Annotated in this window: 24 protein-coding genes; 13 read left to right on the forward strand and 11 right to left on the reverse strand. The window is 54.6% G+C overall.

The genetic code is table 11. The features are described 5' to 3' along the window. Positions 1–30 precede the first annotated feature (30 nt). Positions 31–525 (forward strand): hypothetical protein, encoded by a 495-nt coding sequence (locus ACX9GU_RS11815; protein WP_473194887.1) that lies wholly within the window; start codon positions 31–33, stop codon positions 523–525. A 59-nt stretch (positions 526–584) separates the two neighbouring features. Here ACX9GU_RS11815 and cmoB read toward each other — a convergent pair whose 3' ends face one another. The 5 genes from cmoB to ACX9GU_RS11840 form a co-directional block, all read right to left on the reverse strand. Further along, positions 585–1,556 carry a tRNA 5-methoxyuridine(34)/uridine 5-oxyacetic acid(34) synthase CmoB gene (gene cmoB, locus ACX9GU_RS11820; RefSeq protein ID WP_021181137.1) on the reverse strand — a complete coding sequence of 324 codons (972 nt, stop codon included), beginning with the start codon at positions 1,554–1,556 and terminating at the stop codon, positions 585–587. Next, on the reverse strand, positions 1,553–2,296 hold the full coding sequence (cmoA, locus tag ACX9GU_RS11825) for a carboxy-S-adenosyl-L-methionine synthase CmoA (RefSeq protein WP_021806664.1): 744 nt from the start codon (positions 2,294–2,296) through the stop codon (positions 1,553–1,555). The genes cmoB and cmoA overlap by 4 nt, the downstream gene beginning before the upstream one ends. Positions 2,297–2,391: 95 nt before the next feature. Further along, positions 2,392–2,787, reverse strand: coding sequence for an MAPEG family protein (locus tag ACX9GU_RS11830; protein ID WP_024486445.1), 396 nt, complete (start codon positions 2,785–2,787; stop codon positions 2,392–2,394). A gap of 101 nt (positions 2,788–2,888) precedes the next feature. Next, positions 2,889–3,704 (reverse strand): DUF72 domain-containing protein, encoded by an 816-nt coding sequence (locus tag ACX9GU_RS11835; RefSeq protein WP_473194888.1) that lies wholly within the window; start codon positions 3,702–3,704, stop codon positions 2,889–2,891. 246 nt (positions 3,705–3,950) lie between these two features. Further along, on the reverse strand, positions 3,951–4,523 hold the full coding sequence (locus ACX9GU_RS11840) for a hydrolase (RefSeq protein WP_411752617.1): 573 nt from the start codon (positions 4,521–4,523) through the stop codon (positions 3,951–3,953). A 238-nt stretch (positions 4,524–4,761) separates the two neighbouring features. Here ACX9GU_RS11840 and ACX9GU_RS11845 point away from each other — a divergent pair, with 238 nt between their 5' ends. The 7 genes from ACX9GU_RS11845 (at position 4,762) to ruvB (ending at position 10,418) form a co-directional block, all read left to right on the forward strand. Further along, positions 4,762–4,953 carry an FmdB family zinc ribbon protein gene (locus tag ACX9GU_RS11845; protein WP_071683691.1) on the forward strand — a complete coding sequence of 64 codons (192 nt, stop codon included), beginning with the start codon at positions 4,762–4,764 and terminating at the stop codon, positions 4,951–4,953. Between the two features lie 82 nt (positions 4,954–5,035). Beyond that, the gene (gene aspS / locus ACX9GU_RS11850) at positions 5,036–6,820 is read left to right on the forward strand and encodes an aspartate--tRNA ligase (protein ID WP_368438156.1); all 1,785 of its coding nucleotides are present in this window, start codon (positions 5,036–5,038) and stop codon (positions 6,818–6,820) included. Continuing rightward, the gene (nudB, locus tag ACX9GU_RS11855; protein ID WP_473194889.1) at positions 6,820–7,266 is read left to right on the forward strand and encodes a dihydroneopterin triphosphate diphosphatase; all 447 of its coding nucleotides are present in this window, start codon (positions 6,820–6,822) and stop codon (positions 7,264–7,266) included. Before aspS ends, nudB begins: the two co-directional genes overlap by 1 nt. Before the next feature lie 21 nt (positions 7,267–7,287). Next, entirely contained in the window at positions 7,288–8,031 is a 744-nt protein-coding gene (locus ACX9GU_RS11860; RefSeq protein ID WP_071683364.1) for a YebC/PmpR family DNA-binding transcriptional regulator, read from the forward strand. A gap of 67 nt (positions 8,032–8,098) precedes the next feature. Further along, positions 8,099–8,620 (forward strand): crossover junction endodeoxyribonuclease RuvC, encoded by a 522-nt coding sequence (ruvC, locus tag ACX9GU_RS11865; RefSeq protein ID WP_021181146.1) that lies wholly within the window; start codon positions 8,099–8,101, stop codon positions 8,618–8,620. Between the two features lie 157 nt (positions 8,621–8,777). Next, a complete protein-coding gene (ruvA, locus tag ACX9GU_RS11870; RefSeq protein WP_025121073.1) occupies positions 8,778–9,392 on the forward strand; it encodes a Holliday junction branch migration protein RuvA in 615 nt (204 codons plus the stop codon). Positions 9,393–9,410: 18 nt separating this feature from the next. Continuing rightward, entirely contained in the window at positions 9,411–10,418 is a 1,008-nt protein-coding gene (ruvB, locus tag ACX9GU_RS11875; RefSeq protein WP_024486543.1) for a Holliday junction branch migration DNA helicase RuvB, read from the forward strand. A 42-nt stretch (positions 10,419–10,460) separates the two neighbouring features. On the opposite strand, the gene znuB is transcribed toward ruvB, so the two are convergent. Further along, complete coding sequence (znuB, locus tag ACX9GU_RS11880; protein ID WP_473194890.1) at positions 10,461–11,246, reverse strand: zinc ABC transporter permease subunit ZnuB; 786 nt, start codon at positions 11,244–11,246, stop codon at positions 10,461–10,463. Then, on the reverse strand, positions 11,243–12,001 hold the full coding sequence (znuC, locus tag ACX9GU_RS11885) for a zinc ABC transporter ATP-binding protein ZnuC (protein WP_179246663.1): 759 nt from the start codon (positions 11,999–12,001) through the stop codon (positions 11,243–11,245). The genes znuB and znuC overlap by 4 nt, the downstream gene beginning before the upstream one ends. 78 nt (positions 12,002–12,079) lie before the next feature. On the opposite strand from znuC, the gene znuA reads away from it, so the two are divergent. The 3 genes from znuA (at position 12,080) to lpxM (ending at position 15,644) form a co-directional block, all read left to right on the forward strand. Then, positions 12,080–13,027, forward strand: coding sequence for a zinc ABC transporter substrate-binding protein ZnuA (gene znuA / locus ACX9GU_RS11890; RefSeq protein WP_473195164.1), 948 nt, complete (start codon positions 12,080–12,082; stop codon positions 13,025–13,027). 21 nt (positions 13,028–13,048) lie between these two features. Then, on the forward strand, positions 13,049–14,371 hold the full coding sequence (gene mepM / locus ACX9GU_RS11895) for a murein DD-endopeptidase MepM (protein WP_037376005.1): 1,323 nt from the start codon (positions 13,049–13,051) through the stop codon (positions 14,369–14,371). A 304-nt stretch (positions 14,372–14,675) separates the two neighbouring features. Next, complete coding sequence (gene lpxM / locus ACX9GU_RS11900) at positions 14,676–15,644, forward strand: lauroyl-Kdo(2)-lipid IV(A) myristoyltransferase (RefSeq protein ID WP_039996032.1); 969 nt, start codon at positions 14,676–14,678, stop codon at positions 15,642–15,644. A gap of 221 nt (positions 15,645–15,865) precedes the next feature. Here lpxM and ACX9GU_RS11905 read toward each other — a convergent pair whose 3' ends face one another. The 4 genes from ACX9GU_RS11905 to ACX9GU_RS11920 all read right to left on the reverse strand — a co-directional run bounded on the left by ACX9GU_RS11905 (position 15,866) and on the right by ACX9GU_RS11920 (position 19,767). Then, on the reverse strand, positions 15,866–16,018 hold the full coding sequence (locus tag ACX9GU_RS11905; RefSeq protein ID WP_473194891.1) for a Hok/Gef family protein: 153 nt from the start codon (positions 16,016–16,018) through the stop codon (positions 15,866–15,868). Positions 16,019–16,310: 292 nt separating this feature from the next. Continuing rightward, positions 16,311–17,192, reverse strand: a complete 882-nt coding sequence (locus ACX9GU_RS11910; protein ID WP_473194892.1) for a leucine-rich repeat domain-containing protein — start codon at positions 17,190–17,192, stop codon at positions 16,311–16,313. Positions 17,193–17,267: 75 nt separating this feature from the next. Beyond that, positions 17,268–18,710 (reverse strand): pyruvate kinase, encoded by a 1,443-nt coding sequence (gene pyk, locus ACX9GU_RS11915; RefSeq protein WP_021181157.1) that lies wholly within the window; start codon positions 18,708–18,710, stop codon positions 17,268–17,270. Positions 18,711–18,900: 190 nt separating this feature from the next. Next, positions 18,901–19,767: a MurR/RpiR family transcriptional regulator gene (locus ACX9GU_RS11920; RefSeq protein ID WP_024486465.1), complete on the reverse strand. Its 867-nt coding sequence runs from the start codon at positions 19,765–19,767 to the stop codon at positions 18,901–18,903. A 392-nt stretch (positions 19,768–20,159) separates the two neighbouring features. On the opposite strand from ACX9GU_RS11920, the gene zwf reads away from it, so the two are divergent. Both zwf and ACX9GU_RS11930 read left to right on the forward strand, forming a co-directional pair. Continuing rightward, on the forward strand, positions 20,160–21,635 hold the full coding sequence (zwf, locus tag ACX9GU_RS11925) for a glucose-6-phosphate dehydrogenase (RefSeq protein ID WP_021181158.1): 1,476 nt from the start codon (positions 20,160–20,162) through the stop codon (positions 21,633–21,635). A 343-nt stretch (positions 21,636–21,978) separates the two neighbouring features. Next, positions 21,979–22,620, forward strand: a complete 642-nt coding sequence (locus ACX9GU_RS11930; RefSeq protein ID WP_021181159.1) for a bifunctional 4-hydroxy-2-oxoglutarate aldolase/2-dehydro-3-deoxy-phosphogluconate aldolase — start codon at positions 21,979–21,981, stop codon at positions 22,618–22,620. The last annotated feature ends 21 nt before the right edge of the window (positions 22,621–22,641 follow it).

Below are 22,641 nucleotides of genomic sequence, written 5' to 3' on the forward strand. Positions count from 1 at the left end.
GCCTGCGCCACGCTGTATTACAGGTGAGTGATGAGACATTTTATTTTGCTGGCCTTGGCATTGAGTGGTTGCGTCTCGGTCTATGGGCCAACTAAAACCGGTAACCAGCCCGGCAGTGAGGCTGAAACAGCCGCTGGTGAGTCGACTGCTGCTGCGAAGCCTACCTTGATAGGCAACCGTAAGCCGGATGAGCTGTTAACCCGTACTGAGGCAATTTTTGCGCAGAAAGGGTTAGAGGCCACGCTTGTTGACCCGCATCTGGGGATCGTTGGCACGACGGGCAATGACGCTGAACTGGCCAGCCTGTATCTGACTTGTTCAGACCAGCCTGGGCCATCTAATCTGAATGTTACCTACCGGATCCTGGTGCAGATTTTTAGCGCCGGAGAAGGGACTAACGTGATGGTGCAAGTCAATGGCGTTGCGGGGCTGGTGGCTGCGGATGGTAACGATAAGGTCAAGCCCTTCGAATGTTCATCCAGCGGGGTGTTTGAAAAGGATCTGCTACAGGCTTTGAGAAAATAACAGTGGCAACTGAAAGGGCGTAGCATTGCTACACCCTTACATAGTGAGTTGGTTAAGGCTTACGGTTTTTTGGCGATCAGCACGGCGCGGATCGGTGCCGGGTAGCCTTCAATCGTTTTGGTTGGATCTTGGGGATCGAGGAACTCGGCCAGTGACTCGCTGGTCATCCAGTCGGTGCGGCGCTGCTCTTCGGTGCTGGTTGGGCAGATATCGGCAATGCTGACGTCGACAAATCCGCATTTTTCCAGCCAGCACTTCAGCGCTTCGGCAGACGGAATAAAGTAGACGTTACGCATCTGCGCGTAGCGGTCGCCCGGCACCAATACCTGATGGCGATCGCCTGGCACTACCAGCGTTTCCAACACTAGCTCGCCCTCGGAAACCAGCTGGTTCTTCAACTGATACAGGTGATCCAGCGGGGAACGGCGGTGATAGAGCACGCCCATCGAGAAAACTGTGTCGAAAGCGGCCAGCTCGGGCAGTTGTTCGATACCTAGCGGCAACACATGGGCGCGTTGATCGCCACCCAGCAGTTTTCGCACCGCTTCGAACTGGCACAGGAACAGCTGCATCGGATCGATACCGACCGCCAGATGTGCTCCAGCACCGACCATACGCCACAGATGGTAACCGCTGCCGCAACCCACATCTAGGATGGTACGGCCAGCCAGCGGGGAAATATGCGGTAGCACTCGATCCCACTTCCAGTCGGAATGCCATTCGGTATCGATATCGATACCGTAAAGCGAGAATGGCCCTTTGCGCCACGGCATCAGCGTACGCAGCATTTTCTCGATGCCTTCGAGCTGGCCAGGTGACAGCGGTTGTTCCATCTCGGCACGTACGCCATGCAATAAATCCAACTGGGTCGGCGTCAGGGAAGGCAGGTGCTCTACCGAATTAAACCACTGCTTGAACTTGCCATGCAGCGATTCGCGCTGCCAGGCGGTGATTTGTGCCGGCAGCGTATCCAGCCAGTGGCTCAGCGGGCTTTTGGCGATGCGTTGGTAGAAGTCTCCAAACTCGATCATGCGGTTTCTCCTGATTTCAGGGCGATCAACGAGCCGAAGTTGAAACATTGGAACCAGACTTCTGCATGTTCAAAACCGGCTTGCCGGAGGCGCGCTTTATGCGCTTCGACCGAGTCGGTCAGCATTACGTTTTCCAACATGCTGCGCTTTTGGCTGATTTCCAATTCGCTGTAGCCGTTGGCTCGTTTGAAGTCGTGGTGCATGTTGAACAACAGTTCACCGACGTCCGCATCCTCAAAGCTGAATTTCTCTGACAGCACCAAGGCGCCGCCCGGGCGTAGCCCACGATAAACCTGTTCAAGCAGGCGCAGCCGGTCGGCCGGTTCAAGAAACTGTAGGGTGAAGTTCAGCACCACCATCGAGGCGTTTTCGATGGTAATGTCTAAAATGTCCGCCTCAATGACGTCGACCGGCGTATCAGCGCGAAACGCATCAAGATGGCGGCGGCAGCGCTCTACCATCGCGGGGGAATTATCGACCGCAATAATCTGACAACCTTCGACGCTGATGTTCCTGCGCATCGATAGCGTGGCCGCACCGAGCGAACACCCCAGGTCATACACCCGGCTGTGTGGCTGGACAAAACGTTCGGCCAGCATGCCAATCATCGAAATGATATTGGAGTAGCCCGGAACGGAACGCTGGATCATGTCTGGGAAGACTTCAGCAACGCGCTCGTCGAAGGTCCAGTCGCCCAGTTTGGCGATCGGGGCGGAAAAAAGAGTATCGCGGTTTGGCATAGCGGCAAATCAGGTCAGAATTCGAAGGGGCGTATACTAACAGAAAAGCGGCGCAGGCAGAAGCAGGCGGCGTGGCCGCCTGAGCAGAGGGGATATCAGTGCAAACTGAAGATAATGTCCCACGGCAGATAAACGATATTGGCTATCACCATCAGTATCAAAGAAAGATAGGTAGCCGCCATCCCCGAACGGCGCCAGCGGACTTCACGGTTACGTAAACCGTAGTAGTGAACCAGCCGGCCTGCCATCAGCAGCAAACCACACAGATGCACCATCCAGACTTCGGCACCGTTCATCTCCATGATCACCAACAGGATGGCGGCGATCGGGATGTACTCTACGGCGTTACCGTGTACGCGGATCGCGGTTTGCAGCTCGTAGAACCCACCGTCACCGTAGGCGACCCGGTACTGCATTCTCAACCTGACCACGTCATAAGAGAGTTTGATCAACAACAATGCGCCAAGCACCACATAGAGCGCGCTTACCATTCTTAACTCCATTCGTAACCAAATCTGGCAACGAGCATCATAACTGCCATCCTCGCGACTGTCGCGAGGAAATATCCGATAGGACCCATCAGATTAATAGGTTAAAACAAGGCTTCTTGCTCTGGCCAGTCAGGAGGCATGGCTAAATTCGGAATAATGCCGTGTAGCCCTTGCCAGATTTTCTGAGCCTGCTGCGGTGAATCGCTGTTATCTGGCGTATGAATAAACAGATAAGGCTGATGTTGTTGCGCCCAGTCAGGCAGCCTCTGTTGCCATGACTCAAACCAGCGCTGATTGTCCGCCAGCACATCACCGCCGATAAAGCGGATCAACGGGTTGTTGGCCGTTACCACCGCATGTACCGGCAGCTTGGGCTTTTTCTGCTGTGCATCGCGAATCGCTGGGTTGTGCGGCTTGGCATGGTGCAGCGGGCGGCTATCGAGGATGGTCCGGTTAATGCCGCGTTGGTGCAAACCCTGATTCAGTTGGCGTTCTGCGTCACCCTTGGCGAAAAATTCCAGATGACGGACCTCGACTCCGTAGGTGAACTCCGGCGGTAAGGCATCAAGAAATGCCCATAAAATGCCCAGATGTTCGGGAGCAAAGGCGGCGGGCAACTGCAACCACAGCTGTCCAATACGTCCTTCAAGGGGGCGCAGGCAGTCATAAAATGCCTTGATATCGGCTTCACAGCCGCGCAGTGCCGCTTTATGGCTGATCGCTGAAGGGAATTTAAAGCAAAAACGGAAATCATCGCCGGTCATATCGCGCCAGCGATGCACAATTTCCGCCTTCGGCAAAGCGTAGAAGGTGGTGTTACCTTCTACGCAGTTGAAGTAGCGGCTGTAGTCCGCCAGATCGCGCAGGCCGATGCGGTTCCAGGCCGGATGTTGCCATTGCGGTAGTCCGATGTACATCAAACGCTCATCTTCCCTGTTTTACATTTTGGCAACAACGGTAGCGTCATCCTGCCTTGCTTTCAAGTGCCTAAAACGGTGTTTACTACCGCAACACCGGAGCATGAAGCGGGTGGAGGTCAATGCAGGTTAGCCGACCGTTGAGCGCAGGGATGCGCGATACGAGCCACCATGGACGGATTTACGGTGTGTCGGCGTTCTGCATGACTTCCACCTGTTACTCTTTATCAACAGCTAGATGAGCTTTTACAGCGCAGCCAGGATCTCACTGGTGCTACGCACACGGGCGATACGCGGGAAGATATTATCGAAGGCGAATTGGTGCATCTCGGCGCTGTAGGTGCTGCACATGTCTTCGGCGATCACCAACTCGTAGCCATGTTCCCAGGCCGCGCGAGCGGTAGACTCCACGCCAATATTGGTGGCGATACCGCCCAATACCACCGATTTGATGCCCCGACGGCGAAGTTGCAGGTCCAGATCGGTGCCATAGAATGCACCCCATTGACGTTTGGTGATCAGCACATCGCTGTCTTGTACCGCCAGTTCTTCGGGGAATTCCCACCAGGACGCTGGCAACCCGCCGACCGGAGACGGTGAAGGCTTATCTACCGGTTGCTTGAGCGCTTCGGCAAAGGAATCAGACCAGCCGACGCGCACCAGAAACACCGGGGCATTCAGCGCGCGGAAACGCCCTGCCAGATGGGCCGCATGGGTGACGACTTGGCTGGCACTGTGCGGGCCAGCGGCGTAAGGTAAAATGCCGTTTTGCAGATCGATCAGGACCAAGGCGGTGGTTTGGGCATCAAGTTTCAACATTGGGTGCGTCTCTGGGTTAAAGTGGATTAGGTTGCGTCACTAGCATTTGAAAGACGACGGGTATACAGGCTACGTGATAAAACTGCTGCTGGTTAATGGGAAATTTGTTAACCGATGTGTTGTTTGCTACTGATAGATGCGATTTAGCATTGCAACAATGCCGTGTTCGCTCTTATCTGGCGCATGAATTTCCTTTATAATGGCCGCCTTTTTTCACCAATCTTTAATCCAGCGATCTATGCCGATTTATGAATATGCATGTGGCTCATGCCAACATCGATTAGAGAAACTACAAAAATTTTCCGACGCGCCTTTGACTCAATGTCCGGCGTGTGGGCAGCCCGCACTGACCAAGTTGATCTCTGCCAGCGGTTTCCAGTTAAAGGGCACCGGCTGGTATGCAACAGACTTCAAACCGGGTGATAAATAACAATTCGTCAGATAATAGCCGTGCGGAAACAGCAACTGCTGCCAACCTCCGGCCGAATCGGCTTAAGTCAAAAGGATAGCGTATGCGTACTGAATATTGCGGGCAGTTGAATCTGGCCCACGTCGGCCAGGAAGTCACTTTGTGTGGTTGGGTCAACCGCCGCCGCGATCTGGGTGGCCTGATCTTTATTGATATGCGTGACCGCGAAGGCATCGTGCAGGTGTTCTTCGATCCGGATCAGAAAGCGGCCTTCGACAAAGCCTTTGAACTGCGTAATGAGTTCTGCATCCAGATCGTCGGTACCGTGCGTGCGCGCCCGGAAAGCCAGGTCAACAAGGATATGGCGACTGGCGAAGTTGAGGTGTTTGCTCATCAGCTTGAGATCATCAACCGCTCCGAACCACTGCCGTTGGACTCGAACCAGACCAACAGCGAAGAAGCGCGTCTGAAATATCGCTACCTGGATCTGCGTCGCCCGGAAATGGCCGACCGCCTGAAAACCCGTGCCAAGATCACCAGCTTTGTGCGCCGCTTTATGGACAGCCACGGTTTCCTGGATATCGAAACCCCAATGCTGACCAAAGCCACGCCGGAAGGTGCCCGTGACTATCTGGTACCAAGCCGCGTACATAAAGGTAAATTCTACGCGTTGCCACAGTCCCCACAGTTGTTCAAACAGCTGCTGATGATGTCTGGCTTCGACCGTTACTACCAGATCGTCAAGTGCTTCCGTGACGAAGACCTGCGTGCGGATCGCCAGCCGGAATTCACCCAGATCGACGTGGAAACCTCTTTCATGAGCGCCGAGCAGGTGCGAGAAGTGATGGAGCAACTGGTGCATGAACTGTGGTTGGACGTGAAGGGCGTAGATCTGGGTAAATTCCCGATCATGACCTTTGCCGAAGCGATGCGCCGTTACGGTTCCGACAAGCCAGACCTGCGTAACCCGCTGGAGCTGGTGGACGTTGCCGACCTGGTCAAAGACGTTGAGTTTAAAGTGTTCTCTGGCCCGGCGAACGATGCCAAAGGCCGCGTGGCCGCGATTTGTGTTCCGGGTGGCGCACAGCTGACTCGTAAGCAGATCGACGAATACGGCGCTTTCGTTAATATCTACGGTGCCAAAGGTTTGGCATGGCTGAAGGTTAACGATCGTGCTGCGGGTATGGAAGGCGTGCAAAGCCCGATTGCCAAATTCCTCAGTGCCGAAGTGCTGGAAGCGATCCTGGCGCGCACCAATGCGCAAACCGGCGACATTCTGTTCTTCGGTGCCGACAGCTTTAAAATCGTTACCGACGCCATGGGCGCGCTGCGCTTGAAAATCGGCCGCGATCTGGGCCTGACCAAGCTCGACAGCTGGGCACCGCTGTGGGTGGTCGATTTCCCAATGTTCGAAGAGGACGGCGAAGGTGGCCTGGCGGCGATGCACCATCCGTTTACCGCACCGCGCGATATGAGCCCGGAAGAGCTGCAAAAAGATCCTACCTCAGCTATCGCCAATGCCTACGATATGGTGCTGAACGGCTATGAAGTGGGTGGTGGTTCCGTGCGTATTCACCGCAGTGAAATGCAGCAAACCGTCTTCGGTATTCTTGGCATCAATGAGCAAGAACAACGTGAGAAGTTCGGCTTCCTGCTGGATGCGCTGAAGTACGGCACTCCTCCGCACGCCGGTTTGGCCTTCGGTCTGGATCGTCTGGTGATGTTGGTAACCGGTACCGAGAACATCCGTGACGTTATCGCCTTCCCGAAAACTACCGCGGCAGCCTGTCTGATGACCGATGCACCAAGCTTCGCCAACCCGGCTTCGTTGCAGGAACTGGCGATCAGCGTAGTGAAGAAAGCCTCAGCCGAACAAGAGAGCGAGTGATGAATTACAAGCGGCCCGAGTCTATTCTGGTAGTGATTTATGCTAAATCCAGTGGCCGGGTGCTGATGTTACAGCGGCGTGACGATACGGAGTTCTGGCAGTCGGTCACCGGCAGCCTTGAAAACGCCGAATCGCCGCCGCATGCCGCACAGCGCGAAGTCATGGAAGAGATTGGCATCGATATCGCGGCAGAGGGGCTGCCGTTGTTCGATTGCCAGCGCTGCGTGGAATTTGAACTCTTTGTCCATTTGCGACACCGCTATGCGCCGGGAACCACGCGTAATAAAGAGCACTGGTTCTGTCTGGCGTTACCTGATGAGCGCGATCCGGTCTTGACCGAACATCATGCTTACCAATGGCTTGAGGCGTCCGAGGCGGTCAAACTGACCAAGTCCTGGAGTAATCAGCAGGCGATTGAAGAGTTTGTGATCCATTCTGTCCAGTAGTTCTTTTTGGAGATATTTTTTATGGCAGGTCATAGTAAATGGGCCAACACCAAACACCGCAAAGCTGCACAAGATTCCAAACGCGGTAAGATTTTCACTAAAATTATTCGTGAGCTGGTGACTGCCGCCAAATTGGGCGGCGGCGATCCGGGTTCGAACCCGCGTCTGCGTGCGGCTATTGATAAAGCGCTGTCCAACAACATGACGCGCGATACCCTGAACCGTGCTATCGCCCGTGGCGTAGGCGGCGATGATGATACCAATATGGAAACCATCATCTATGAAGGTTACGGCCCTGGCGGCACCGCGGTAATGATCGAGTGCCTGAGTGACAACCGTAACCGTACCGTGGCAGAAGTGCGCCATGCCTTCACCAAGTGTGGTGGCAACCTGGGTACCGACGGTTCCGTGGCCTATCTGTTCACCAAAAAAGGCGTGATCACCTATGCACCGGGTCTGGATGAAGACACGGTGATGGAAGCTGCGCTGGAAGCGGGTGCCGAAGATATCCAGACCTATGACGACGGTGCCATTGACGTCTTCACCGCCTGGGAAAATCTGGGTGAAGTGAAAGACGCGTTGACCGCCGCAGGCTTTGAGGCAGACTCGGCCGAGGTTTCCATGATCCCGTCCACCAAAGCGGACATGGATGAGGAAACTGCACCTAAGTTGCTGCGCTTGATCGACATGCTGGAAGACTGTGACGACGTGCAGGAGGTTTACCATAACGGTGAGATCTCCGACGAGATCGCTGCAACGCTGTAATGCAGGTAAATGATGGCGTTGCCAACCGGCAACGCCAGGCAACAATCAATGCAGGGTGGTGGTAGCAATGGCGATCATACTGGGTATCGATCCCGGCTCGCGCGTCACCGGCTATGGCCTGATCCGCCAGCAGGGCCGCCAACTGACCTATGTTGCCAGCGGTTGTATTCGTACCGTGGTGGATGATATGCCAACGCGCCTGAAGCTGATTTATGCTGGCGTGAGCGAAATCATCACCCAGTTTCAACCGGACTTCTTCGCCATCGAACAGGTGTTTATGGCCAAGAACCCGGACTCGGCGCTGAAGCTGGGGCAGGCGCGGGGAGTGGCGATCGTTGCCGCCGTCAATCAAAACCTGGAAGTGTTTGAGTACGCGGCGCGCCAGGTGAAACAGACGGTGGTCGGTACCGGTGCGGCGGAAAAGTCTCAGGTGCAGCATATGGTTCGCTCGCTGCTGAAGCTGTCTGCCAATCCTCAGGCGGATGCCGCGGATGCGTTGGCTATCGCCATTACCCACTGCCATCTCAGCCAGAACGTGCTGCGTATGAGTGAAGGGCGGTTGAATCTGGCGCGTGGGCGTTTACGTTAGGGGTCTGTAACGTAGGGGGCTGCATGCTGGCCCGCCGAGGCATGGCCATTTTGTTATCGTTCGGAGGCTGGATATTCATCCAGCCTTTTTTATGGTATAAGCTGTATCAATACTGCGTGGCAGTGCGCCACGTACAGGGATCCATTCAGGAGGGGTAATGATAGGTCGTCTCAGAGGAATTATTCTGGAAAAGCAGCCACCGCTGGTGTTACTTGAAACCAATGGCGTCGGGTATGAAGTGCATATGCCGATGACCTGCTTTTACGAGCTGCCGGAGCTGGGGCAAGAGGCTATCGTGTTTACCCAATTCGTGGTGCGTGAAGATGCGCAACTGCTGTATGGGTTCAATGATAAACAAGAGCGTGCGCTGTTCCGTGAGCTGGTCAAAGTGAATGGCGTGGGGCCAAAGCTGGCGCTGGCGATCCTCTCCGGCATGTCTGCCCAGCAGTTTGTCAGTGCGGTAGAGCGTGAAGAGATCACCACGTTGATCAAACTGCCAGGCGTGGGCAAGAAAACGGCCGAGCGTCTGGTAGTAGAAATGAAAGACCGCTTCAAAGGCTTGAACGGCGATCTGTTCAACAACAACAGCGAAATCACCCTGCCTGCCAACGTGGCCAAAGCGGCGGAGATGGATATTGAAGCCGAAGCCGCCTCTGCACTGGTGGCCCTGGGTTATAAGCCACAGGAAGCCAGCCGTATGGTCAGCAAGGTTGCCAAACCGGGCGCGGATTGCGAGGCACTAATCCGCGACGCATTACGCGCCGCGCTGTAGCACGCAAAGGGGTAGACCATGATTGAAGCCGACCGCCTGATCTCTGCCGAGCCGTTCAATGAAGAAGAGGTGCTGGATCGTGCGATCCGCCCCAAGCTGCTGACGGAGTACGTTGGCCAGCCGCACGTGCGTGAGCAGATGGAAATCTTTATTCAGGCTGCCAAACAGCGCGGCGATGCACTGGACCACCTGTTGATCTTCGGGCCGCCTGGGTTGGGCAAAACCACCTTGGCCAACATCGTGGCCAATGAGATGGGCGTTAACCTGCGTACCACTTCTGGTCCGGTGCTGGAAAAGGCTGGGGATCTGGCGGCAATGCTGACCAACCTGGAACCCCATGACGTGCTGTTTATCGACGAAATCCACCGTCTTTCGCCGGTAGTGGAAGAGATCCTGTATCCAGCGATGGAAGACTATCAGCTGGATATCATGATCGGTGAAGGCCCGGCGGCGCGCTCAATCAAGCTCGACCTGCCACCGTTCACCCTGGTTGGAGCCACCACGCGGGCCGGTTCCTTGACCTCTCCATTACGCGATCGCTTTGGCATCGTGCAGCGTCTGGAGTTCTATCAGGTGGCCGATCTGGAGCATATCGTTTCCCGCAGTGCCAACTGCCTGGGGCTGGATCTGTCTACCGATGGGGCGCATGAAGTGGCACGTCGTGCTCGCGGTACACCGCGTATTGCCAACCGTCTGTTACGCCGCGTGCGTGATTTTGCCGAAGTGCGCGCCAATGGTGTGATCAATGGCGAAGTGGCCATGCAGGCACTGGATATGCTGAACGTCGATGCGGAAGGTTTCGACTATATGGACCGCAAGCTGTTGTTGGCGATCATCGACAAGTTTACCGGTGGCCCGGTGGGGTTGGATAACCTGGCGGCGGCAATCGGTGAAGAGCGTGAAACGATAGAAGACGTGATCGAACCCTTCCTGATCCAACAGGGGTTTATTCAGCGTACTCCGCGTGGGCGAATGGCGACCAATCATGCCTATAAGCACTTTGGCATCGAACGGGAAGAGAAGTAGCAATCCAGGAGTTACGCCAGGGGAGACCCTGGCGTAATGAGATCAAGCCTGCTGCTTTTTCGACAGGCTCAGTACAAACAGCACCGCAGCGCATAACACTACCGAAGGCCCGGCAGGCGTATCGTAAAACGCCGAGAAGGTTAGCCCACCGGTGACCGCAATTATCCCTATCAATACCGCATAACCGGCCATTTGTTCAGGAGTGCGGGCAAAACGCCGTGCGGTTGCGGCTGGGATAATCAGTAGCGACGTAATAATCAGCGCGCCGACAAATTTCATGGCCAGCCCGATGGTCAAGGCGGTGACCAGCATTAAAATGGTGCGTGCGCGTGGCAGGTTAACGCCGTCGACATGAGCCATCTCCGGGCTGATGGTCATCGACAGCAGATCGCGCCATTGCCACCAGAGCACCAGCAGCACAATCACCACGCCAGTACCGATCATCCAGATATCGCCAATCGTCACCGACAGCAAATCCCCAAACAGATAAGCCATCAGATCTACGCGCACGTTGGACATCAGCGCGACCACCACCAGACCCAGCGATAGTGCACTATGCGCCATAATGCCGAGCAGCGTATCTATCGACAACTGCGGGCGGCGCTCCAGCCAAACCAGTACTAAGGCTAACAGCAGCGTGACGGCAATCACGGCGTAAAACGGATTGACGTCCAGCAATAAGCCGAAGGCAACGCCAAGCAGCGATGCATGTGCCAGCGTATCGCCAAAGTATGACATCCGGCGCCAGACCACAAAGGAACCCAACGGACCCGCCGCCGCAGCCAGCAGCACACCGGCCAGCCAGCCGGGCAATAACAGTTCAATCATGCCTCACGGCTCCCGGTTTTTTTCAGCACAATTCTGCCTTGCAGGTCGTGACGGTGATTATGGTGATGGCGATAGATCGCCAACTGCTCAGCACCCCGATTACCGAACATGGCGATAAACTCCGGGTGCATTGACACCACTTCCGGCGTGCCAGAGCAGCAGATATGTTGGTTCAGGCACAGGACGTCGTCGGTTTTGGCCATCACCAGGTGCAGGTCATGGGAAACCATTAGCACGGCGCAGCCCAACTCTTTGCGCAATTGGTCGATCAGGTCGTATAACGCCAACTGGCCGTTAACGTCCACCCCTTGCGTGGGCTCATCCAGCACCAGCAACTGCGGCTGGTTCAACAGCGCTCGTGCCAGCAACACCCGCTGGTTTTCGCCGCCGGACAGCTTTTGCATGGGCTGATCCAACAGGTGCGCGGCATGCACGCGTTTGAGCGCGGGCAAGATATCGGCCTTTTTCACCCCAGGTTTGAGCCGCATAAAGCGGTTGACGGTCAGGGGCAGGGTGGCATCGAGATGCAGCTTTTGCGGCACATAGCCAATGCGCAGCCCAGGCAGACGTTCCAGCGTGCCTTCCGTTGGGGCAATCAGGCCAAGCACTACGCGAACCAGCGTTGACTTGCCAGCCCCGTTAGGCCCGAGGAGCGTCAGAATACGACCCGGCTGCAGGTTAAGAGAGATATTTGTCAGTACCCGCCGGGTACCAAAAGAAACAGAGATATTTTTTAGCGTTGCCAGTGTAGACATGTTGTGATTACATTTTGCAGAACTAACCGAATGTTATAATATCACGCTTCTTTGCTGAAAACGACGGGATTACTGATGATGGTACAGAAAAATAAATGGCTGCAACGCACTCTGCTGGCGACGGCTTTGGTAATGGCTGGCAATGCGACGGCCGCCGTAGTGACCTCTATCCGCCCGCTGGGCTTTATCGCATCCGCTATCGCAGATGGGGTCACGCCTACCGAGATTTTATTACCGGACGGTGCCTCGCCCCACGACTTCGCCTTGCGCCCATCGGACATTCAGCGGCTGCGTAGCGCCGACCTGGTGCTGTGGGTAGGGCCAGATATGGAGGCTTTTCTGACCAAGTCCCTGACGCAGCTGCCCGCCAACAAGCAATTGGCGATTGGTGAACTGCCTGCGGTACAGCCGCTGTTGATGAAAGGCGATGACGATCATGACCATGATCATGATCATGCAGCCGAAGCGCATAGTCATGCGGATGGTGATGATGGGCATGACCATCATCACGGTGACTATAATATGCACGTTTGGCTGTCGCCAGAGGTGGCAAAAGTGACCGCGATCGCGATCCACGACAGATTATTGGAACTTATGCCGCAAAAGAAGGACAAATTAGACGCAAACCTGCGCCAGTTCGAGGATCAGCTAGCGCAAACTGATAAAAATCTTGTTAAGATGCTAACGCCTGTGCAAGGTAAGGGATATTTTGTTTTTCATGACGCTTATGGCTACTTTGAAAAACACTTCGGCTTGAGCCCATTGGGCCATTTTACCGTTAACCCCGAAATTCAACCTGGCGCACAGCGTTTACACCAAATTCGAACACAGCTGGTTGAGCAGAAAGCAGTCTGCGTTTTTGCTGAGCCACAATTCAGACCGGCCGTCATTAATGCCGTTGCCAAGGGTACCAATGTGCGTTCTGGAACGCTGGACCCGCTGGGTATCGGCATCGCACTGGGGAAAGACAGCTACGGGAACTTCCTGACAGCGCTGTCCAACCAGTACGTGAGCTGCCTGAAGTAAAGATTATGAGGATATTATTGAGTGCAGAAGATAGTCCGAACTATCACTCTGGCGTATAACAACCTGCCTCGGCCCCATCGCGTAATGCTAGGGTCGTTGACAGTCGTTACGTTGGCCGTCGCTGTTTGGCGGCCTTCCGTTTATCACCCAGAACATAACCCTATCGTTAAAAGCGTCGAGTTGGAAGCCAACCAGTTAAGGGCATTGCAGCCCGAAGCCAGTGAACCTATTGATGCCGACCAACCCACCCCCGATGATGACATCCCTGAGGATGAGCTGGACCAGAAGGTCGCCGGAGAGGAAGGTGTGCATGAATATGTGGTTTCTACCGGTGACACGCTCGGCAGTATTCTGACCCAGTACGGCATCGAAATGTCGGATGTTTCGCTGCTGGCTTCGCAGAACCGCGATTTGCGTAACCTGAAAATCGGCCAGCAACTCTCCTGGACACTTACCGAAGATGGCGATCTCAAGCGCCTGACCTGGGAAGTTTCACGTCGTGAAACCCGCACCTATGACCGTGTGGGCAATTCCTTCAAAGAAACCAAGGAAACCCAAAAGGGCGAATGGCGCAACAGCGTGCTGACCGGCAAGCTGAACGGAAGCTTTGTCAGCAGCGCCTCGGCGGCTGGCCTGAGCCGTGCCGAGATCAATGCGGTGATTAAAGCCCTGCAATGGCAGCTTGATTTTCGCAAGCTGCGCAAAGGCGATCAGTTCGCGGTGTTGATGTCGCGCGAAGAGTTTGACGGCAAGAGCGAGCAAAGCCAACTGTTGGGCGTGCGTATGCGCAGCAGCGGCAAAGACTATTTCGCCATCCGCGCCGATGACGGCAAGTTCTACGATCGTCAGGGTTCCGGGCTGGCACGTGGCTTTATGCGCTTCCCGACCATGAAGCAGTTCCGTATTTCTTCCAACTTTAATCCACGCCGCGTAAATCCGGTGACCGGGCGCATTGCACCGCATAAAGGCGTCGACTTCGCCATGCCGGTCGGTACGCCAGTGTTGGCGGTGGGTGACGGTGAAGTGGTGATCGCCAAGCGCAGTGGCGCGGCAGGTAACTATGTGGCGATCCGCCATGGCCGCCAATACACCACGCGCTATATGCACTTGAAAAAGCTGTTGGTCAAGCCAGGGCAGAAGGTGAAACGTGGCGATCGCATTGCGCTTTCCGGTAACACCGGCCGCTCTACCGGCCCACATTTGCATTATGAAATGTGGACTAACCAGCAAGCGGTAAACCCATTGACGGCTAAGTTGCCTCGCTCTGAAGGGCTGATGGGTAAAGATCGCAGCGATTACCTGGCACAGGTGAAGGAAGTGGTGCCACAGCTGCAGCTGGATTAACCGTCGCTATCCCTTTTGATTTCCCATCGGCCTGATTTCGGGCCGATGTTTTTATTAGTGCCTGCTCGAGGCCACAAATACCTTATGTTGTCAGCGTACGGTTGCGGTTCTAACCTGGCCCGTTGCTTGACAGTAATTAGGTGTATAGTTTTATACCCTATGGATTTCAAGTTGCAGCTAGGCGACAAGCTTGTTCATCCCTTTTAGTAAGTGACTGGGGTGAACAAGCGCAGGTAACAACGCTGCAGCTTGAAAGACGACGGGTATATATTTTGCGAGCAGACGCGTTGAATGAGAGCAGGTCATGCAAAACGAGAAAAAATCGAACGTAGAGTTCATCCCGCAATTTGATAAAGCTTTCTATCATCCGCGCTACTGGGGCGTTTGGTTGGGAACCGGGCTGATGGCCGGTATTTCTCTGGTCCCTGCTCGAATGCGAGACCCATTACTGGGTGCGATTGGTAAACTGGCTGGCAAGGTTGCGAAGGGGGCACGACGCCGCGCCCGTATCAATCTGCTTTATTGCATGCCGGAACTGCCAGAACAGCAACGCGAACAAATTATTGATGAGATGTTCGCCACTGCGCCACAATCGATGATCCTGATGGCGGAACTGGCCTGTACCAAACCGGAGAAAGTACTCAAGCGCGTACGTTGGCACGGTGAAGACGTGCTGGATAAAATCCGTGAGGAAGGGCGTAACGTGATTTTCCTGGTGCCGCACGGCTGGGCCGTTGATGTGCCAGCGATGCTGATGGCTGCGCGCGGGCAACCCATGGCAGCGATGTTCCATAACCAGAGCAACCCATTGGTCGACTATTTGTGGAATAGCGTGCGCCGCAAGTTTGGTGGCCGCATGCATGCCCGCAACGATGGCATCAAGCCTTTTATCAGTTCGGTGCGCCATGGTTATTGGGGCTATTATCTGCCTGACCAGGATCACGGTGCCGAGCACAGTGAATTCGTGGATTTCTTTGCGACCTATAAAGCCACATTGCCTGCGGTCGGCCGCTTGATGAAAGTCTGCAAAGCGGCGATCGTGCCGCTATTCCCGGTATATGACGGTAAAACCAGCATGCTGGACATTTATATCCGTGAGCCGATGGATGATCTGGCCGAAGCCGACGATGTTCGCATTGCGCGCCGCATGAACGAAGAAGTGGAAAACCTGGTGGGCCCTAATCCAGAGCAATATACCTGGATTTTGAAGCTGCTGAAAACGCGCAAGGAAGGTGAGATTGAACCTTACTCGCGGGACGATTTATATCGTTAATGTCGCTTATCAACTCTCTACCGGGCGTTACACTCTGCTAAATAAGCGCAGTATGCGGCGCCCCTACGCTCTAACCTGTTCGTTTCCTACAATTTCAGCAGCTTTTGGCAAACTGTAACGACGGGCTATAACCTGTCCTTTTGGTTGGTAGGAGAAGGGTGCTCCTGGATCTACACGCCAACAACCAACGGGCGGGAGCAGGCCCCCGCCGTTGGGTTGCCTTACCGTTCGGATTCGTAGGCCAAAATGGCCGCAACCTCCGTGTTGCCCGATCGAATACGCAGCTTACAAAGTTTGCTGCGCGTTAGCCATACCAGCAAAATAACGGTGGTACAGATAACGATCAGTTTGACGATGTTTCCTTGATTCAACATTGCGTTTCCTTCTCCTTGCCTCTCGGCAGGTAAGAAGCTAACCTAACGTTGTGTAGGCGTTAGAGTTGGCCTCGGGTTGATGTTATCGACTCGGGGCTTTTCTCTTTGTATCCATTACCTTGGCTTTTGGCTCCAGATACAAAGATCCAGAGCACCCACGCGTAGTATATTCATCACACCCGTCTGGCTCGTGTCTGTTTTAACCCCAACTATCAACTTTGCGCAGCGTTACGCAATGCTCTGCAACGGCTTGAAAAATCCAGTGTTCATCGCTGTCGTTTTAACCAGATAGTTAGCAATGCACCATGCAGCCCTGCTGGATCAGCGGTTCAAGCACCGCTGGATAATGGTGGAAGTCATTCCAACGCAGGTCCAGTCGCCGTAGGTTTTTCATTTGCGCCATGCTGGTCGGTAATTGACTTAATCGGTTGGCACGCAAGTCTAATGAAACCAGTGAACTTAACGTACCAAAATTCTCTGGCAGCCGGGATAACTGGTTGAAACGCAGATTGAGGGTGCTCAGCTTGGGCAATTGGCAGAATTGATCGGGTAAGTACGCAATGGCGTTGTTTTCCAAATCCATCACCTGTAACTCCGACAGTTGAGCGATCTCGCTGGGCAGGGTAGTGAGACGGTTTTTCATCAGGTGTAATTCACGTAACTGGCCCAACAAACCGATCTCGGAGGGTAATGCGGTGATGGCGTTATTGTAGAGACGTAGCTCTTGTAGCGCCGCCATGGCGCATAGCGGCGTGGGGAGTTCCACTAGCTGATTATCCGTCAGATTCAGATAACACAACGCCTGCAGCTGGCGCAGCGAATCGGGTAGCTGGCTGAAGCCGTTATCACTTAAATACAGATACTTTAATTCACGTAATTCCCCGATTTCGGCGGGAATTGATGCTGCCTGGTTGTGACCAAAATCAAACATCTGCAACTGGCGGAGCAAACCGATTTCCGTCGGCAGTTTGACAATCTGGTTGCAGGAGATATTGAGCACTCTCAGGTTACGATGGTGAAAAATCTGCTCGGGGAAGCGGGTCAGGCAATTATTGTACAGGCTGATTTTTTGCAGGGAGGTGCCGCTGAGATCTTCACTATCCAGATTGGCCAATTGTCGCCCATCAAGATCCAGCGAGCCATAAGTATATTGCTGATGATGTTGATGCAGCATGAAGAGCTTCCCCAAATAGCAATAAAAAAGCCAGTCAGCGTAAACCGACCGGCCTTAACATTAAATGCGCGTTAATCAGTCTACGCGCAGGATACGGCTGGTATTGGTGGTGCCCACGGTGCTCATAACGTCACCTTGGGTAACCAGCACCAGATCGCCAGACACCAGGTAACCTTTATCACGCAGACGGGCGATAGCGTCATTAGCGGCGGCAACGCCATCGCTGTGGCTGCCGAAGTAGACCGGGGTGACACCGCGATACAGCGCCGTCAGGTTCAGCGTGTGCTCATGGCGAGACATGGCGAAGATCGGCAAGCCGGAGCTGATACGTGACATCATCAGCGCGGTGCGGCCAGATTCGGTCATGGCGATAATGGCGGTAACCCCTTTTAGGTGGTTAGCGGCATACATGGTCGACATGGCGATGGCTTCTTCGATATTGTCGAACTGCACGTCCAGACGGTGCTTGGATACGTTGATGCTTGGGATTTTTTCTGCACCAAGGCAAACACGCGCCATGGCGGCTACCGTTTCGGCTGGATATTGGCCCGCAGCGGTTTCGGCAGACAGCATGACTGCATCGGTACCATCCAGCACGGCGTTCGCCACGTCCATCACTTCGGCGCGGGTTGGCATCGGGTTGGTGATCATCGATTCCATCATCTGCGTGGCGGTGATCACCGCACGGTTCAGCGTACGGGCGCGACGGATCAGTTTCTTCTGGATGCCCACCAGCTCCGGATCGCCGATTTCGACGCCCAGATCGCCACGGGCAACCATGACCACGTCGGAAGCCAGGATGATGTCATCCATCGCTTCGTCGCTGCATACGGCTTCGGCACGTTCTACTTTCGACACGATTTTGGCGTTGCAGCCTGCGTCACGTGCCAAGCGGCGAGCATAGTTCAGGTCTTCGCCGGTGCGTGGGAAGGAGACAGCCAGATAGTCGACGCCAATTTTGGCGGCGATCAGAATATCGGCTTTGTCTTTCTCGGTCAGGGCTTCGGCAGAGAGGCCACCGCCCAGTTTGTTGATGCCTTTATTGTTCGACAGCGGGCCACCCACGGTGACTTCGGTGAACACTTTCATGCCCTGAACTTCCAGCACTTTCAGCTGTACGCGGCCATCGTCCAGCAGCAGCACATCGCCAGGCACCACGTCCGCAGGCAGGCCTTTATAGTCGATACCGACTTTTTCTTTATCGCCTTCACCCTTGGTCAGGTTGGCATCCAGCAGGAATTTGTCGCCGATGTTAAGGAAAATCTTGCCTTCCTTAAAGGTGGAAACGCGGATTTTTGGCCCCTGAAGATCGCCCAGGATAGCGACATGACGCCCCAGCTTGGCCGCAATCTCACGCACTTTATCTGCCCGTGCCTGATGGTCTTCTGCATTGCCGTGGGAAAAGTTAAGCCGAACTACGTTCGCACCAGCAGCAATAATCTTTTCCAGATTATTGTCGCGGTCGGTAGCCGGACCCAGTGTGGTAACGATTTTGGTTCTTCTGAGCCGTCTGGTCATGTATTACTCCGTTGACTTGTGACGCAAGTATTGGTGTTGCTGAACGTCAGATAACGAAACCGGATGAGGGGGCAGACGCTTTTCGCCTACCCAATTTTCATCTGGGTTATCTGTATGAACGAGCTATCAGGGTACAACTATAATCCCGCGGGTCAACTTGTGATCTGACCGGCGGTTTTTAAAACCGTTTTCAGTCGAAACTGTTGGGGACGATCCCTTTATCAAAGCGCGATTCTTTCAACGCTTCCTTGACCCGCTTCAAGTTATCTCTGAATTTAGCCCCTCGACGCAAGGTAAATCCGGTGGCCAGCACGTCAATCAGGGTTAACTGCGCAATTCGGGACACCATTGGCATATAAACATCGGTATCTTCCGGCACGTCCAGCAGTAGGGGGAGGGTCGCAGCCTGGGCTAGTGGAGTATCTTTCGAGGTGATGGCGATGACCGTGGCGTCATTCTCTCGTGCCAGATGCGCCATCTCGACCAGATTCTTGGTGCGCCCGGTATGGGAGATCAGTACCACGACATCCCCCTCGACGGAGTTCATACAGCTCATGCGCTGCATGACGATATCATCAAAATAGACCACCGGAATATTGAAGCGGAAAAATTTGTTCATGGCATCGTGCGCCACGGCGGCAGAGGCCCCGAGCCCAAAGAACGAGATTTTTTTGGCCTGGGTAAGCAGATCAACCGCACGATTGATTGCGGTAATGTCGAGATTTGCCTTTACTGTATCCAGGTTGGCCATCACCGATTCAAAGATCTTACTGGTGTAAGCGGCAACGGTGTCGTTTTCTTCGACATTGCGGTTTACATAGGGCGTACCGTTAGCCAGGCTTTGTGCCAGATGCAGTTTGAAGTCGGGGAACCCTTTGGTTTCCAGGCGGCGGCAAAAGCGGTTAACGGTCGGCTCACTGACATCGGCCAGTTTGGCCAGCCGGGCGATGCTGGAGTGAATCGCGGTTTGTGGGGAGGCCAGGATCACCTCGGCGACTTTCCTTTCCGATTTGCTCAGGAGCTCCAGATGGCTCTGGATTTTTTCCAGCGTATTCATATAACGAGAGTCACTCATGGTTTATACCTGCCGGACACCGGCTGTCACTGGTGATCCATCGGGTATGTCGATTTCAATCAAAGGAGAAATCAATCCGGTTTAATGAAAATATACTACGTGCTGGTAAGCGTTGGCAGTGTCGACAAGGGATAAGCTGGCTTTTTTCACCAGAACATGACCTGTGTCTAACTTTCATAATGGTAAAAGAGTGTCAAAAAAGACAGAAAATTACAGTTTTCCCTGTTGCCAGCAGCGTTCGCGCTGCACCAGGGATAACGCCGTAGTTTCTGGGGCTTTTTTTCTGCTTTTGATCCGGGTTTACTGGCCGTAGCGAAAGAGAGTACATTAGTAATGTAAGAAAATTACAAATATCCTGCATCGAGGAGATGAACATGGCGGTAACCTCTACAGCCCAGGCCTGTGACCTGGTTATTTTCGGCGCGAAAGGCGATCTGGCGCGTCGTAAACTGCTGCCTTCCCTGTACCAGTTAGAGAAAGCCGGTCACATCCACCCGGATACCCGTATCATCGGGGTAGGCCGTGCCGAGTGGGATAAAGAAGCTTATACCAAGGTGGTCAAGGAAGCCCTGGGCACCTTTATGAAAGAAAAGCTGGACGATGAGCTTTGGGCCACGCTGAGCGCACGCCTGGACTTCTGCAATCTGGACGTTAACGACAGCAAGCACTTCGCCGAGTTGGGCAAGATGCTGGACCAGAAACATCGTACCACCATCAACTATTTCGCCATGCCGCCAAGCACCTTTGGCGCCATCTGCAAGGGTCTGGGCGAGGCCAAGCTGAATAAAGAGCCGGCGCGTGTGGTGATGGAAAAGCCACTTGGTACTGACCTGGCATCCTCACGGGTGATCAACGATCAGGTTGCTGAGTACTTTAACGAATCCCAGGTTTACCGTATCGACCACTATCTGGGTAAAGAGACGGTACTGAACCTGCTGGCGCTGCGCTTTGCCAACTCCCTGTTTGCTTCCAACTGGGATAACCGCACTATCGATCACGTGCAGATCACCGTGGCGGAAGAGGTGGGTATTGAAGGGCGCTGGGGTTACTTCGATCAGGCCGGGCAGATGCGCGACATGATCCAGAACCACCTGTTGCAGATCCTGACCATGATCGCCATGTCGCCACCGGCAGACCTGACCACTGACCGTATCCGTGATGAGAAAGTGAAAGTGCTGCGCTCGCTGCGCCGTATCGATCAGACCAATGTCCGGGAAACCACCGTGCGTGGCCAGTACACCGCAGGCTTCGTGCAAGGTAAAAAAGTGCCGGGCTACCTGGAAGAGGAAGGGGCAAACAAGAGCAGCAACACCGAGACTTTTGTGTCCATCCGCGTCGATATCGACAACTGGCAATGGGCCGGGGTGCCGTTCTATCTGCGTACCGGTAAGCGTTTGCCGACCAAATGTTCAGAAGTGGTGGTGTACTTTAAAAACCCACCGCTGAACCTGTTCCGTGACTCCTATCAACAACTGCCACAGAACAAACTGACCATTCGCCTGCAGCCGGACGAAGGGATCGAAATCCAGGTACTGAACAAGGTGCCGGGGCTGGATCACAAACATCGTTTGCAAACCACCAAGTTGGATCTGAGCTTCTCGGAAACCTTTAACCAGGAACACGTGGCCGATGCCTATGAGCGTCTGCTGCTGGAAACCATGCGTGGCATCCAGGCGCTGTTCGTGCGCCGTGACGAAGTGGAAGAGGCCTGGAAGTGGGTTGACTCAATCATGGATGCCTGGAAAGCGGACAATGAAGCGCCTAAGCCTTACCAGTCTGGGACTTGGGGGCCGGTGGCTTCCGTCGCGATGATCACGCGCGATGGCCGTTCGTGGAACGAATTCGAATAAGCAGCAGTTAACCAGTTCCCTCTCCCTCACCCTAACCCTCTCCCAAAAGGAGAGGGAACCGATCGAGCTCGCCGCTGCCTAGGTATTCTTTCTGAGGTCAGAGGTAGATTGAGACCGATTTATTATTGGAGCGGTAGGGGGCTTATTGAGAGCACCGTTCAGCTCCCTCTCCTTGGGGAGAGGGCTGGGGTGAGGGGCTGGTAACTCGTCAACAGAATTAGCCTAGGTGACCGGCGTCAGCCTGTCTGCTGGCTTTTAGCGGTGCGATCGGAATCTGCAGCGATGCGGAGCCCTGTGGCAGGGGCGTGCCATACACCAACCGAAAGTAATGGAGAGAATGACGATGAAAAACTGGAAAACCAGTGCAGAACAGATCCTGACGGCAGGCCCCGTAGTTCCGGTGATTGTGATTAACAAACTGGAACACGCAGTGCCGTTGGCTAAAGCACTGGTTGCGGGTGGCGTGCGCGTGCTGGAAGTGACGCTGCGTACCGCCTGTGCGATGGACGCGATTCGTGCGATCGCCAAAGAAGTGCCTGATGCCATCATTGGTGCTGGCACGGTGATCAATCCACAACAGCTGCAGGAAGTGACCGAGGCTGGCGCTCAGTTTGCCATCAGCCCTGGCCTGACCGCCGATCTGCTGAAAGCTGCCACCGCAGGCAGCATTCCGTTGATCCCGGGTATCAGCACCGTTTCCGAGCTGATGTTGGGGATGGATTATGGCCTGCGCGAGTTTAAATTCTTCCCAGCGGAAGCCAACGGCGGCGTCAAGGCGCTGCAAGCCATTGCCGGGCCGTTCTCACAGGTGCGCTTCTGTCCAACGGGTGGCATCACGCCGAACAACTACCGTGACTATCTGGCACTGAAAAGCGTGCTGTGCATCGGCGGTTCCTGGTTAGTGCCTGCGGATGCGCTGGAAAGCGGCGACTATGCACGTATCACCGAATTGGCGCGTGAAGCCGTCAAGGGTGCTACCGCCTAAACCCGCGTTCGCTCCTGCTGA

It is taken from the genome of Serratia sp. K1WW1, assembly GCF_055790865.1.

Excerpts from the sequence above, each read along its gene's own strand:
- cmoA (WP_021806664.1), bottom strand. The coding sequence starts at position 2,296 with ATGCCAAACCGCGATACTCTTTTTTCCGCCCCGATCGCCAAACTGGGC.
- ACX9GU_RS11910 (WP_473194892.1), bottom strand. The coding sequence starts at position 17,192 with ATGCTGCATCAACATCATCAGCAATATACTTATGGCTCGCTGGATCTT.
- ACX9GU_RS11905 (WP_473194891.1), bottom strand. The coding sequence starts at position 16,018 with ATGTTGAATCAAGGAAACATCGTCAAACTGATCGTTATCTGTACCACC.
- pyk (WP_021181157.1), bottom strand. The coding sequence starts at position 18,710 with ATGACCAGACGGCTCAGAAGAACCAAAATCGTTACCACACTGGGTCCG.
- nudB (WP_473194889.1), top strand. The coding sequence starts at position 6,820 with ATGAATTACAAGCGGCCCGAGTCTATTCTGGTAGTGATTTATGCTAAA.
- ACX9GU_RS11835 (WP_473194888.1), bottom strand. The coding sequence starts at position 3,704 with ATGTACATCGGACTACCGCAATGGCAACATCCGGCCTGGAACCGCATC.
- cmoB (WP_021181137.1), bottom strand. The coding sequence starts at position 1,556 with ATGATCGAGTTTGGAGACTTCTACCAACGCATCGCCAAAAGCCCGCTG.
- ruvA (WP_025121073.1), top strand. The coding sequence starts at position 8,778 with ATGATAGGTCGTCTCAGAGGAATTATTCTGGAAAAGCAGCCACCGCTG.
- znuA (WP_473195164.1), top strand. The coding sequence starts at position 12,080 with ATGGTACAGAAAAATAAATGGCTGCAACGCACTCTGCTGGCGACGGCT.
- ACX9GU_RS11860 (WP_071683364.1), top strand. The coding sequence starts at position 7,288 with ATGGCAGGTCATAGTAAATGGGCCAACACCAAACACCGCAAAGCTGCA.
- aspS (WP_368438156.1), top strand. The coding sequence starts at position 5,036 with ATGCGTACTGAATATTGCGGGCAGTTGAATCTGGCCCACGTCGGCCAG.
- lpxM (WP_039996032.1), top strand. The coding sequence starts at position 14,676 with ATGCAAAACGAGAAAAAATCGAACGTAGAGTTCATCCCGCAATTTGAT.
- ACX9GU_RS11840 (WP_411752617.1), bottom strand. The coding sequence starts at position 4,523 with ATGTTGAAACTTGATGCCCAAACCACCGCCTTGGTCCTGATCGATCTG.
- ACX9GU_RS11930 (WP_021181159.1), top strand. The coding sequence starts at position 21,979 with ATGAAAAACTGGAAAACCAGTGCAGAACAGATCCTGACGGCAGGCCCC.
- ACX9GU_RS11815 (WP_473194887.1), top strand. The coding sequence starts at position 31 with ATGAGACATTTTATTTTGCTGGCCTTGGCATTGAGTGGTTGCGTCTCG.
- ACX9GU_RS11920 (WP_024486465.1), bottom strand. The coding sequence starts at position 19,767 with ATGAATACGCTGGAAAAAATCCAGAGCCATCTGGAGCTCCTGAGCAAA.
- ruvC (WP_021181146.1), top strand. The coding sequence starts at position 8,099 with ATGGCGATCATACTGGGTATCGATCCCGGCTCGCGCGTCACCGGCTAT.
- ruvB (WP_024486543.1), top strand. The coding sequence starts at position 9,411 with ATGATTGAAGCCGACCGCCTGATCTCTGCCGAGCCGTTCAATGAAGAA.
- zwf (WP_021181158.1), top strand. The coding sequence starts at position 20,160 with ATGGCGGTAACCTCTACAGCCCAGGCCTGTGACCTGGTTATTTTCGGC.
- znuB (WP_473194890.1), bottom strand. The coding sequence starts at position 11,246 with ATGATTGAACTGTTATTGCCCGGCTGGCTGGCCGGTGTGCTGCTGGCT.
- znuC (WP_179246663.1), bottom strand. The coding sequence starts at position 12,001 with ATGTCTACACTGGCAACGCTAAAAAATATCTCTGTTTCTTTTGGTACC.
- ACX9GU_RS11845 (WP_071683691.1), top strand. The coding sequence starts at position 4,762 with ATGCCGATTTATGAATATGCATGTGGCTCATGCCAACATCGATTAGAG.
- ACX9GU_RS11830 (WP_024486445.1), bottom strand. The coding sequence starts at position 2,787 with ATGGTAAGCGCGCTCTATGTGGTGCTTGGCGCATTGTTGTTGATCAAA.